Below are 12,014 nucleotides of genomic sequence, written 5' to 3' on the forward strand. Positions count from 1 at the left end.
ACCCTGCCCCCGACGTCAGGCACCGCCCCGGCTACCGCCCCTGCGACCGCCCCGGCCACGTCGCAGGCGCCGGGCAATGCCGCGCCGCGCGACCGCTACAAGGCCTTCGCCTTCGCCGCCGCCGAGCTGCTGGTCGAGGCCGATCCCGAGGGCCGCGCCGTCTTCCTGGCCGGCAATTTCATCCGCCGCCTCGGCCGCGGCGCCGAAAGCGCGCTGGGCGCCCCGGCCCGCGACCTGGTCGCGCTGGAGGACCGCCCGGTCTTCGACGCGGCGCTCGCCCGGCTGCTGGCCGAGGGCCGGCTGCCGCCGACCGCCCTGGCGCTGGCCAGCAGCGAGCCGATGCCCTGCGTGCTGACCGGCCTGCTGCACCGCGACGGCGTCCCCGTGCCGCGCGCCACCCGCGGCGAGGCCGGGCTGCGCCTGGCGCTGAGCTTCGGCGGCCTGCCGGCCGAGCGCAGCATCCCGCGCCGCGCCGCCGCCCCCGTGCTGCCCACCGATGCCGCCACCCTGGCGCGCGAGGCGGAATCGCTGCTGCTGGGCCTGAGCGACGCGCCCGGCGAGCCCTGCGTCGCCCCGGTGCTGTCGCTGCTGGAGCTGAACGGCATGGATGGCCGGCTGACGCCGCGCGCCTCCGTGGTGCGCGACGTCACCGCCCTGCTGGCCGAGCATGCCGGGCCGCAGGGCAAGGCCGCGCAGATCGCCCCCGGCTTCTTCGGCATGGTCCATTCCGGCAGCGAGCCGCCCAGCCTCGGCACCGTGGTCGAGCAGCTGCAGGCGGTGCTCGCCGGCGCCGGGCTGCAGGGCGCCACCGTCGCCACCCATGCGCTGACGCTGGAGCCCTCGCCGGCCAAGGGCATGAGCGGCCCGCAGGCGGTGCGCGCGCTGCGCCTGGCGCTGGGCACCTTCGCCCAGGGCGGCACCGCGGCGCTGGCCAAGGCCGGCTTCGACGACGGGCTGCATGGCTTCGTCGGCGCCGTCGGCCCGCGCGCCGCCGCACTCGCCCGCGCCATCGCCGACCGCCGCTTCTCCCTGGCCTTCCAGCCGATCGTCGAGCTGGCCCAGCCGGAGGCGACGCCCTCGCATTACGAGGCGCTGATCCGGCCGCTGGCCACCGACGGGCTGCCGACGCTGGGCCCGCAGGCCTTCGTCAGCCTGGCCGAGATGGTCGGGCTGTCGGCCGAGCTCGACCTCGCCGTCGCCGACGCCTCGCTGGTCGCGCTGACCCGCGCGGGGGGCGAGATCCGCGTCGCCTGCAATGTCTCCGGCCTGTCGCTGCAGGACCCGGCCTTCCGCCGCCGGCTGCTGGCCATGCTGGAAAGCCATGCCGCCGATCTGCGCGCCCGGCTGCTGATCGAGGTCACCGAGACCGTCGAGATCGACAACGAGGCCGAGGCCGTCACCTGCCGCGAGGCGCTGCGCCAGCATGGCGTCACCGTCTGCATCGACGATTTCGGCGCCGGTGCGGCCGGCCTGAGCTATCTGCGCCTGCTGAAGCCCGACCTGGTCAAGCTGGACGGCCGCTTCATGGAGGCCACCAGCGGCGGCCAGCGCGGCGAGAGCTACAACTTCGCCGCCGCCCTGGTCGAGCTGGCCCGCGCCACCGGCGCCGCCGTGGTCGCCGAGCGGATCGAGACCGAGGCCGATGCCAGCACCGCCCGCTCCTTCGGCGCGCGCTATGGCCAGGGCTGGCTGTTCGGCCGGCCGGGCACCCTGCCCGGCAATATCGGCGCGCGCGCCTTCGGTGCCAGCGCCCGCCGTGCCACCACGCCGCGACCCGATAGCCTGGTCGCAACCGGTTAACACCTTTGCGGCGAATTTAACCCCATGTCCCTCAACAGCGCGCTTTCCACCGCCACCAGCGGGTTGCGGCTGACCCAGAAGCAGCTCACCCAGGCCTCGCAGAATGTCGCGAATGCCGGGGTGACCGGCTACACGCGCAAGCAGGTCGACGCCCAGTCGGTGACGACCGGCAGCGGCGTGCGGGCGCTCGAGGCGACACGGCAGATCGACACGGCGCTGCGCGCCCAGCTGCTCTCCGCCGCCGGCCAGCAGGGCGCGGCCGGGCTGCGCGACACCACCCTGGCGCCGCTGGCCCAGCTGCAGGGCAATCCGACGGACGCCACCAGCACCGCCGGCCTGGTCTCGGCGCTGAACGACGCCTTCACCAGCCTGGCCGCCAGCCCGACCGACAGCGGCGCCATGGGCACCGCGCTGCAGGCGGCGAAAAGCCTGGCCGGCCAGCTGAACAGCGTCTCGGACGCCATCGGCGACACCCGCCAGCAGGTGCAGGACGGGCTGGTCGGCGATGTCGGCACCGCCAATGGCCTGCTGTCCGACATCGCCAAGCTCGACAAGCTGGTGCGCAGCGAGACCCTGGCCGGCCGCAGCGGCGCGGACCTGGCCGACCAGCGCGACGCCGCCATCACCCAGCTGGCCAGCCTGGTCGGCGTCAAGCCGGTCGCCGCCGAGAATGGCGGCGTCACGCTGATGCTGAACGACGGCTCGATCCTGCCGCTGCAGGAGGGCAGCACGCCCTTCGGCCTGGCCGAGGCCACCGTCTCCCCCGGCAGCTACCACGGCGATCCCGACGGCACGCTGCCCGGGCTGACGCTGAACGGCCAGCCGCTGTCCGCCGCCACCATCGGCGGCGCCATCGGCGAAGGTTTTTCCCTTCGCGACACCACGCTGCCGACCATGCAGGCGGAGCTCGACATGACGGCCGCGACCCTGGCGCACCGGCTGGACGAGCAGGGGCTGCGGCTGTTCACCGACAGCTCCGACACGGCGCCGCCGGATCCGACGACGGCCGAGGGGCTGGCGGCCACCACCGGCTTCGCCAGCCGCATCAGCGTCAACACGGCGGTCAGCGACAGCCCGCGGCTGCTGCGCGACGGCACCCATGCGGTGGACGGCTTCACGCCGAACCCCGAGGGCGGCCCGACCGGCTTCGCCACGCTGCTGACCCGCGTCACCACCTACAGCTTCGGCACCGAATCGGCCGCCGGCACCAAGCATGCGGCGATCTCCAGCACCGGGCTCGGCGCCAATGGCAAGCTGACCGCGGGCTTCGCCTCGCCGGCGCGGATCGCCGACTACGCCTCGGCCGTGGTCAGCAGCCAGGCCACCGTCGCCGCCGCGGCCAGCGGCGCCGCCACCCAGTCGACCGCGCTGCGCACCCAGTTCGACGCGCTGCTGCAGAAGGCCGAGGGCGTCGACGTCGACAGCGAGATGGCCAACATGGTGTCGCTGCAGAACGCCTACGCCGCCAATGCCCGGGTGCTGACGGCGGTGCAGAGCATGTGGGACGCGCTGCTCGGCGCGGTCCGGTAAGGAATTCGGTCGATGGCGATCAGCGGCTTCTCCGGCTTCAGCGCGGCGGCCAACGCGGCCTCGCAGATGCGCGCCCGCTTCGACGAGGCCTCCCGCATCGCCACCACCGGCGAGCGCGCCACGACCTATGCCGGGCTCGGCGCCGATGCCGGCAAGGCGGTCGACCTCAGCGCGCAGCTGGCCAAGCGCACCCAGCTGTCGACCATCGCCAGCAATGGCGAGGCGCGGGCCAGCTACACCCAGGTGGTGCTGACCCGGCTGTCCGACATCGCCACCGAGATGGCCAGCCAGGCCAGCAAGATCGGCTCGGCCGACGGCACCACCGTCGAGATGGTCGCCGCCAATGCGCGCACCGCCCTCGAGGAGGTCGCCGGCCTGCTGAACGAGCGCTACCAGGGCGAGGCCATCTTCGGCGGCAGCGACCTGGAGAACGATCCCGTCGCCGGCCCCGGCCAGATCACCGCGACGGGGATGTTCACCGGCATCGGCGACGCCCTGGCCAATCTGAACGACAGCAATGCCAGCGACGTCATCGCCAGCGTCCTGAACCTGGCCACCAGCAATGCCGAGGGGGTCAGCCCCTTCTCCAGCTTCGCCAACCAGGCGGCCGAGAGCGAGGTCGACGACGCGCGCCGCGCCGTGCCGACCGAGAACGGCGCCAGCATCGAGGTCGGCCTCTACGCCAACCGCAATGCCAGCACGGCGAGCAGCGGCAGCACCACCGGGTCCTGGGCGCGCGACATGCTGATGGGCCTGTCGATGCTGGCCAACATGACCAGCAGCCAGTCCTCGAGCAGCGGCTTCGCCAGCGTCACCGCGGCGGCGGCCAGCGCGCTGCGCGACGCCTCCAGCGGCGTCACCGACGAGGCCGGCGCGCTGGGCATGGCGCAGTCGCGGCTGGAGGCGACGGCGAGCTGGCACAAGGACGTCGCCACCCAGGTCGAGATCCAGCTGGGCAATGTCACCAATGTCGATCCGGCCGAGGCCTATCTGCGCCTGACCGAGACGCAGACGCAGCTGCAGGCCAGCTACAAGGCGCTGTCGATGATCGGCAATGTCTCGCTGGTGAACTACCTCTAGCGCGGCGTTCCGCCGGGCCGGCACGGAACAGGGGTGGCCCATGGCCACCCCTTTTTTCATGCGCGGGCTTCCGGCCGCGGCGGACGATCCGGCATCGTCGCCGATTCCCACAGCCATCGGGCAGCATCGCGGCGCTGCCCCGCCGGCGCCGGCCTGGGAATCGGGCCGCTGGAGCAGATCGTCTTCGGAAGGGCGAAGACAGCTGGCCCTGGCTGTTTTCTTGATCGCGTGATCAAGGCTTCTTGGTGATTCCGCCTCCAGCCATCACGCTCTAAGCGGAGGCTCGCGGCGCCGTGGCCGCCCGCTCCCCTCCCCCCGCCGCCAGGCGAACCGGTCACAGCCGGGGCGCGCTGCCGGCAGGCGGAAGATTCCTGTGAGGCACAGCGATCTCGGCGAAACCGGTGCGCATCGGACGGCGTCCCGGAAAGGCCACAGGAGTCGTATTATTTAGAAGAGCGGCCGCACCGCCGCCATCGGGCTGCGCGCCGCCGCCGTCGTCGTCGCTGTCGCCGTCAGCAACGGCGCCGCGCGGCGGGTGGCGACCATGGCGATCGGCGCGCCGCGATAGGCGTCGAGCCCGCGCCCGCCGCCGCTGCCGGGTGCCGCCATGGCCACCTGCACGCGGTCGGCGCCATTGTTGAGGAAGCCGCCGCCCGGGCTGGCCGCGGCCGCGCTGGCGGTCATCGGGATGCCGCCGCCCACCACCGGCATCGCCACCGGCGGCCCTGCGGGCGCCCCGCGCCGCTCAGGCGCCTGCAGGGCGGCCAGCTGGCTGCCGCTGGGGGGTGGCGCCGGGTTCTGCTGCTCGGCCCGCCAGGCGGCCTGGATGCGCGCCAGATAGGGCTCGGCGAATTCCGGGTTCTGCGAGTGATAGGCCGCCGCCGCGCGCGACCAGTCGCCGCGCGCGGTGTAGAGGTCGGTCAGGAACTTGGCCGCGTATCGAACATTCGTGAGCGGGTCGAAGGCATCTTCCAGCGAGGCGAAGGCGTTCGGATGATGGCGCAGGTTGATCTGCATGCAGCCGGTGTCGATCGAGCGCATGCCGCCGGCCTGCAGATTCTGCACATGGGCAATAACTGCCGCCTTGCTCGGGAACATGGCGCCCTTGCCCTCGGCGTTGATCGTCCAGGGATAGGGATCGGGTCGGCCATTGGCGCCGCGCGTGCCGGATTCCACCCGGCCGATGGCGGCCAGAAGGTGCTGCGGGATGTTGAATTCACGCTCCACCACGCTGATCGCCGTCCGGCAAAGCCCGCCGGGGGCCGGGTCGGCAGGCCGTGCCAGCGCCGTCTCCGAGGCGGTGGAGGAGGCGATGCCGCGCGCCGCCGCGGGCCCCGCCAGGGCCAGGAACAGGCCGAGGAACAGGCCCAGGAGGGGCATTATTAGCAGCCAGAGGGTGGTCATGGGGTGGCGCATGCCGGGGGTTCTGCAACCGGCGTGCCAATCGTTTCTGCAATCCCAAGTTGCAGCTTGACGGTTTACAATCCAGCAATGGCCCGGTTCTAGTAAATCGCAGCTCGACGATAAGGTGTTCGTGAATGCGCACAGGCGCCCCCGTGACCCCCTTCGGCCCCTCCGGCGTCGCCCCGCGCAAGGGTGCCGGGGGAGCTTCCGCAACCGGAGAGGGTGGTTTTGCGTCGCAGCTCGACAGCGCGGTCGGACCCGGCCGAAGCGCGGCCGCCGGACTGTCAGGGGTTAATGCTCCGCTTCTGCTTGGCGGCGGATTTGCGGAAGGCAAAAACTCCCGAAGTCAAGAGACCGCTCAAACGATCTCCGACAAGTCGTTGAAAAAGCTTAAATTGTGCCAGCTGGCGCTGCTGCAGGGCGGCAATATTCCATCTTCGGAACTATTGAGCCTGGCGGAATCGGCGGAATCGGCAGCCGATTCGGAGTCCGGGGAAAGCGCCCGCCTGTGCCGGTCAATAGCGCTCAGGCTCCGCTTGGTCGCGGCCCAGCAGGATGCGCATTCGGCGAGTGGTGGCTGAGCCAACTCTACTGCAGGTTTAATCACTGTGTCGTGAGTGCCGCAGTTCGTCACGGGCATGCAGTTTTTCGGGCGCCGCAACCTTTCAATACAACTTTACCTTGCACGTCACGGAACCGAGAGGTACCTCGGCGTTGTTACGAGCCCTGGTTGCTCCGATCCCGGCGAAAATCGCAAGGACTTGGCATGCACGTTCTTCTGGCTACCACTGTGGGCAAAAGCCCCGAACTGCAGCGTTGCCTCAGCCAGGAAGGTCACGGTTGTGACCTGGCAGAGCCCTTCGCCGAAGTTGCCTCGATCGCCCAGCACAGCGGCCCCTATGATGTGGTCGTCCTCGACGTCGCCGATGCGCGTCTGCAGGCCTTCGCGGCGCTCCGTGAACTCCGTCGCCGCGGCCTGCGGATGCCGGTCGTCGTCATCACCAACTCGATCTCGGTCGAGGACGAGCAGACCGCGCTGAACCTCGGCGCCGACGACGTCCTGATCCGCCCGGTGCGCGCGCCGGTGCTGATCGCCCGGATGCAGGCGATCCTGCGCCGCGGCCTCGGCCACGCCTCGTCGCAGCTGACCTGCGGCAATGTCGTGCTCGACCAGGCCCGTCGCACGGTCACCGTCGACAGCCGCCACGTCCGCATCACCTGCCGCGAGTTCGACGTCCTCGAGATGCTCATGCTCCGCCGCGGCGTGCTGCTGACCAAGGAACAGTTCATGAGCCGCGCCTATGGCGTGGAAGATGGGCCGGACCAGCGCATCCTCGACGTCTTCGTCTGCAAGCTGCGGCGCAAGCTGGCGGCTGCCGGCTCGGCCGAGATCGTGCGCACCATCTGGGGCCGCGGCTATGTGCTGGAAGACCCGACCGCGGCCGAGGTGGCCGCCGCCCGGGCCCGCCACCAGTCCGGCCAGCCCCGCATGCGCCGCGCCCATCTGAGCGTTGACCTGAACGCTTCCATGGCTGTCGCCGTCTAGCATCATCCACCCGCGCCCCCGGCGCGGACAGGAGACGCCAGATGGCGAAACGCGACCGGAATCAGCGCCCGATCGTCATCGTGCGGCGCGAGGAAGGCGGCGAGCACGGGCACCATGGCGGTGCCTGGAAGATCGCCTATGCCGACTTCGTCACCGCGATGATGGCCTTCTTCCTGCTGATGTGGCTGATCAACGCCACCACCGATGCCCAGCGCGTCGGCCTGGCGGACTATTTCGCGCCGACCAATATCCTGAGCCGCGGCTCGTCCGGCTCGGGCGAGCCCTTCGGTGGCCGCACGCTGAACACCGACCAGAAGCTGGCCGGTGAAAGCCCGCCGGTGACCAGCAACCGCCCGCCCTCCGCCGCCACCATGGCGCGGCCGCGGGAGGATGACGAGACGATGGAGGAGGAGGCGCCGGCCGACCGTCAGGCGCCGCGCCGCATCCGTGAGAATCTCGAGGCGCTCTCGGCCTATGAGGCCGCGCGCAACCCGCTGGCCGATCGCGGCGCGAACCGGGGCGAATTCGCCGCCGGCCAGCCGAGCGAGATGCCGACCGACGCCACCGGCCAGACGGAGGCCGGCAATGCCCCGCCCAGCCCGGCCCAGGCCGCGCTGCAGGCGCTGGTGGTGGCGCAGCAGGGTCCTGCCGCCGCCGCGGCCCAGGCGGCAGCCCAGGCGGCCCAGCAGGGCGGCCAGGCGGACGGCCAGGGTCAGGGCCAGGGCCAGGGTCAAGCTGGCCAGATGACGGCGCAGCAGGCGCGCGCGGCGCTGGACCGCGCCGCGCAGGAAATCCGCGCCGCCATCCAGGCCGACCCGCAGGTCGCCGACCTGGCGCGCCAGCTGCTGATCGAGCAGACCCGCGAGGGCCTGCGCATCCAATTGGTCGATGCCGATGGCCAGCCGGTCTTCTCGGCCGGCCAGGCGGCGCCGAACGCCCGTGGCCGCGCCCTGCTGCTGCAGGTGGCACGCGTCGTGGCGCGGCTGCCGAACGGCATCGACATCAGCGGCCATACCGACGCCACCCCCTTCCGCGGCGGCGGCGACCGGTCGAACTGGGAATTGTCCTCGGAACGCGCCAGCGCGGCGCGGCGCCTGCTGATCGATGCCGGCATCGGCGAAGAGCGCCTGCGCGCCGTCGCCGGCCGCGCCGATCGCGACCTGCTGCTGAAGGATCGGCCGACCGATCCGACGAACCGCCGTGTCTCCGTCCTTGTCCTCATGCCGGCCACAGCGCCGCGGGGTTTTGCGCCATGATCGTGATGGCCGGTTTCGGCGTCCTGCTGGCCTGCGTCTTCGGCGGCTACCTGGCCGCCGGCGGCTCGATGGGGCCGATCCTGCATTCGCTGCCCTTCGAGATGATCATCATCGGCGGCGCCGCCGTCGGCAGCTTCCTGATGGCCAATTCGATGCACGACACCAAGCACACGCTGGGCGCGCTGAAGAAGGTCATGAAGGGCGGCCGCTACGGCAAGCAGGACTATGTCGACCTCTGCGCCCTGCTGTTCCGCCTGCTGCGCGTGGCGCAGATGAAGGGCGCCGTCGGGCTGGAGCCGCATATCGAGCGGCCGCAGGAGAGCGACATCTTCACGCTGTTCCCGCGCATCCTGGCCGACCACCACGCGCAGATCCTGATCTGCGACTACCTGCGCATGGTGGGCATGAACGCCGACGACCCGCACCAGGTCGAGGACGTCATGCTGCGCGAGCTGAAGAAGATCCACCACGAGGAGATGCATCCGGCGCATGCGCTGCAGTCGATGGCCGATGCGCTGCCGGCGCTGGGCATCGTCGCCGCCGTGCTCGGCGTCATCAAGACCATGGGCGCGATCGACCAGCCGCCGGCCGTGCTGGGCGCGATGATCGGCGGCGCGCTGGTCGGCACCTTCCTCGGCGTGCTGCTGGCCTATGGCCTGGTCGGCCCGCTGGCCACGCGGCTGAAGGCGATCGTCGACGAGGAGGCCAAGTTCCTCGAGGTGATCCGCGCCGTGCTGATCGCGCATCTGCACGGCAATGCGCCGCCGGTCTCGGTGGAGATCGGCCGCAAGACGGTGCCGACCGACCTGATGCCGACCTTCCAGGCGATGGACGCCACCCTGCAGGAGCAGCGCGCCTAGTCTTCTTTCGGGCTGCCGCCCTCCGGTGGGGACGGCGGCCGCGGCAGATCAGAAGGAGCACGACCTGATGCGGTCGGGCTCCTTTTTTCATGGCCGGGGCCATGGCCACCAGTCCGACAGATGCCTGTCCTGCACAGCGATCGCGGCGACCGGACACAGCGCCTATCGGCCGCTCCCCCAACCCATGCTGTCAGGCGCCGGGCATCGCCCATGCGAAAGGGAGCGGCCTTCTTGGCGCGCTCCCTGGTCGCGGCAGCATCCACGGCGTCATGCCGGGGTGGCGGATGGAAGGGGCGCGTCTTGCGCCGGGGCGGCCAGAGCAGGTCCGCTGCCGGTGAAGGACAGCGGCGCCATGCTCGCCACGAGCCAAGGCCTGGTCGATCGAGGCCGCGGCTTTTCCGCGGCGACCAGGATGATGGAGCCCCGCGCCGCTCTTCGGCGGGGGCCGGCAACATGGCGCTGTCTTCGCGCCCTCCAGGCACCGCGGGCGGATCTTCCGCCGCGCGGGACGGGCGGCAGCGCCTCTTGCGCGCGCGCCCGTCAAAATCTTCACCATCACGCCACCCCGGCCGCCGCCACCGGCGGCGGCCCGCCGACAGAGAAATCAGCGGCGGATGTTGATGGTGTCGGCCAGCATCTCGTCGGTCGTGGTCAGCACCCGCGTGTTGGCGGTGTAGGCGCGCTGGGCCACGATCATCTTCGAGAATTCGGCGGTGATATCGACGTTGGAGCTCTCCAGCGCGCTGGTGGCCAGCGTGCCGGCGCCCTCGGTGCCCACTTCGCTGACCTGCATGGCGCCGGCCTCGGTGGTCAGGCTGAAGGCCTGGCCATCCTCGCGCTGCAGGGCATCGGGGTTGGGGAAGGTGACGACCGGGATGCGGGCGACGGTGCTGCTCTTGCCGTTGTCGTAGCTGAGCACGACGTCGCCGTTGTCACGGATGGTGACGCCGCTATAGGCGCCGGCCGGGGCGCCATCGACCACCAGGCTGCGCTGCTCATAGGCGGTGCCGGCATATTGCGTCACGCCATCCGCGGTGCCGTAGCTGCCGAGGTCGAGCGTCAGCGGCGTGGTGCCGCCGAAGGTGATGGAGGCGTCGCTGCCCTTGCCGGAATTGCCCGTCGTGGTCAGCGTCGTCTGGCCATCGGCCGGCGCCAGGCTCAGCAGGGTGCCGGCCGGCATGGTGGCGTCGGTGCCGTCGGAGAAGGTGGCGACCGCGGTGCCGAGCGAGGCGCCGCCGCTGGTGGCCTCGATGGTCCACTGGTTGTCGACGGTTTCCGACTTGGTCCAGTTCAGCGTGACCGGCTTGGCGTTGCCGAGCTCGTCGTAGCCGCTCATCTGCGTCGAGAAGCTGTTGGTGGTCGGCGTCGCCGGCAGGTTGGCGGCGAGCGTCGCCGTGGTCGTGGCCGTCGGCGGATAGGCGGAGGTGTCGATCTTCACCGGCGTCAGCGTGCCGGTGTTGGCGACGCCATTGGCCACCGGCCAGGCTTCCAGGGCATAGCCGCTGCCGTTCACCAGATAGCCTTGCGCGTTCTTGGTGAAGTCGCCGGCGCGGGTGAACAGCGGCGTCGCGGAATCATACTGGATATTGCCGGCATTGTCGGTGCCGCTGGGCCGCGCCACGCTGAACAGGCCGTTGCCGCTGATCGCCAGCGCCAGCGGATTCTCCGACTGGGTGATGGTGCCCTGCAGCGACACGGTCGCGTCGGGCGTCACGCTGACGGCGCCCGGCGTGTGGATCTTCGCGGTCGACTGCGTCAGCAGGTCCTCGAAGGTGCTGTCCACCCGCTTGTAGCCGGTGGTCGAGCTGTTGGCGACGTTGTCGGAAATATGGCCGAGCGCCTTCGACTGGGCGTTCATGCCGGAGATGGCGGTGGTCATCGAGCCGAAAAGCGACATGGCGCGGGGTCCTCGAATACAGGTCCATTCCCGCGGCTGGGGCGCAACAGGCGCCGGACCCGGGATCGCAGCCTCCCTCGCAACCGGCGTGCCAGAGGTTTTCCGGCGCCAACCCGGCAAGTTCCGCCGCAGGGCCGCGATTCCGCGCGGTCGCTGCCGGCAGAAACTGCCGGGCCAGGGCGTTCCTGCCGGGTGGTCGCCGGCGCCGGGGGGGTGGCCCGCTTGTTGCAGCAGCCTGGCGCGACCAAACCGATGTCCGGACCATGACCGTCAATCTGCAGGCTCCGACGACCCGCTCCTCCCCTGCCGAGCTCGCCGCGCCGCCGCGCGCCGGGGCGATGGCGGCCCTGTCGTGCTTCGACGCGATTCTGGCGCAGGCCAGCGCCGCGGCGGCGCCCGCCGCCAGCCCCGCCAATGTCAATCGCGCGCCGGCGGCGGTGCCGGCCACGCCGGCGGTCGCCGCCACGCCGACGCAGCCGCCGCCTGGGGGCGTGGCCGCGACCGGGTTGCCCGTCGCCAATGCGCCCCGCGCCGGGCAGCCGGTCGCCGCGCCGGATGCCGCAGCCACGCCGGTGCCGGCCAACCCTGTCGCCCCCAAAGCCACCACCCCCGCCGTGCCGCAACCCATCGCGGCACCGGCG

At 71.4% G+C, this 12,014-nt stretch carries 9 protein-coding genes and 1 pseudogene; 8 read left to right on the forward strand and 2 right to left on the reverse strand.

Annotation, left to right across the window (positions count from 1 at the left end):
• From GVN67_RS24840 to GVN67_RS24850, 3 genes are all read left to right on the forward strand, one after another.
• The coding region (locus GVN67_RS24840) for an EAL domain-containing protein (RefSeq protein ID WP_160000006.1) at positions 1–1,800 on the forward strand (1,800 nt) is incomplete at its 5' end.
• A 24-nt stretch (positions 1,801–1,824) separates the two neighbouring features.
• The gene (gene flgK, locus GVN67_RS24845; RefSeq protein ID WP_160000007.1) at positions 1,825–3,330 is read left to right on the forward strand and encodes a flagellar hook-associated protein FlgK; all 1,506 of its coding nucleotides are present in this window, start codon (positions 1,825–1,827) and stop codon (positions 3,328–3,330) included.
• A 12-nt stretch (positions 3,331–3,342) separates the two neighbouring features.
• Complete coding sequence (locus GVN67_RS24850; protein ID WP_160000008.1) at positions 3,343–4,410, forward strand: flagellin; 1,068 nt, start codon at positions 3,343–3,345, stop codon at positions 4,408–4,410.
• Between the two features lie 447 nt (positions 4,411–4,857).
• Here GVN67_RS24850 and GVN67_RS24855 read toward each other — a convergent pair whose 3' ends face one another.
• On the reverse strand, positions 4,858–5,790 hold the full coding sequence (locus tag GVN67_RS24855; RefSeq protein WP_160000009.1) for a lytic transglycosylase domain-containing protein: 933 nt from the start codon (positions 5,788–5,790) through the stop codon (positions 4,858–4,860).
• Positions 5,791–5,966: 176 nt separating this feature from the next.
• On the opposite strand from GVN67_RS24855, the gene GVN67_RS24860 reads away from it, so the two are divergent.
• The 4 genes from GVN67_RS24860 (at position 5,967) to motA (ending at position 9,476) form a co-directional block, all read left to right on the forward strand.
• Positions 5,967–6,395 carry a hypothetical protein gene (locus GVN67_RS24860; RefSeq protein ID WP_160000010.1) on the forward strand — a complete coding sequence of 143 codons (429 nt, stop codon included), beginning with the start codon at positions 5,967–5,969 and terminating at the stop codon, positions 6,393–6,395.
• Positions 6,396–6,604: 209 nt separating this feature from the next.
• Positions 6,605–7,360 (forward strand): response regulator transcription factor, encoded by a 756-nt coding sequence (locus GVN67_RS24865; protein WP_160000011.1) that lies wholly within the window; start codon positions 6,605–6,607, stop codon positions 7,358–7,360.
• A gap of 41 nt (positions 7,361–7,401) precedes the next feature.
• Positions 7,402–8,616 (forward strand): flagellar motor protein MotB, encoded by a 1,215-nt coding sequence (locus GVN67_RS24870; protein WP_160000012.1) that lies wholly within the window; start codon positions 7,402–7,404, stop codon positions 8,614–8,616.
• Positions 8,613–9,476: a flagellar motor stator protein MotA gene (gene motA / locus GVN67_RS24875; protein ID WP_160000013.1), complete on the forward strand. Its 864-nt coding sequence runs from the start codon at positions 8,613–8,615 to the stop codon at positions 9,474–9,476. Before GVN67_RS24870 ends, motA begins: the two co-directional genes overlap by 4 nt.
• Before the next feature lie 604 nt (positions 9,477–10,080).
• Here motA and flgE read toward each other — a convergent pair.
• The gene (gene flgE / locus GVN67_RS24880; protein ID WP_160000014.1) at positions 10,081–11,373 is read right to left on the reverse strand and encodes a flagellar hook protein FlgE; all 1,293 of its coding nucleotides are present in this window, start codon (positions 11,371–11,373) and stop codon (positions 10,081–10,083) included.
• 263 nt (positions 11,374–11,636) lie between these two features.
• Between flgE and GVN67_RS24885 the strand changes: the two are divergent.
• Positions 11,637–12,014: pseudogene (locus GVN67_RS24885) on the forward strand (hypothetical protein); the annotation flags it as partial.

The organism is Roseomonas sp. 18066, from assembly GCF_902706185.1.
Classification (GTDB): Bacteria; Pseudomonadota; Alphaproteobacteria; order Acetobacterales; family Acetobacteraceae; genus Pseudoroseomonas.

Coding starts and splice junctions, on each gene's coding strand:
- flgK (WP_160000007.1), top strand. CDS start 1,825: ATGTCCCTCAACAGCGCGCTTTCCACCGCCACCAGCGGGTTGCGGCTG.
- GVN67_RS24850 (WP_160000008.1), top strand. CDS start 3,343: ATGGCGATCAGCGGCTTCTCCGGCTTCAGCGCGGCGGCCAACGCGGCC.
- GVN67_RS24855 (WP_160000009.1), bottom strand. CDS start 5,790: ATGCCCCTCCTGGGCCTGTTCCTCGGCCTGTTCCTGGCCCTGGCGGGG.
- GVN67_RS24870 (WP_160000012.1), top strand. CDS start 7,402: ATGGCGAAACGCGACCGGAATCAGCGCCCGATCGTCATCGTGCGGCGC.
- motA (WP_160000013.1), top strand. CDS start 8,613: ATGATCGTGATGGCCGGTTTCGGCGTCCTGCTGGCCTGCGTCTTCGGC.
- flgE (WP_160000014.1), bottom strand. CDS start 11,373: ATGTCGCTTTTCGGCTCGATGACCACCGCCATCTCCGGCATGAACGCC.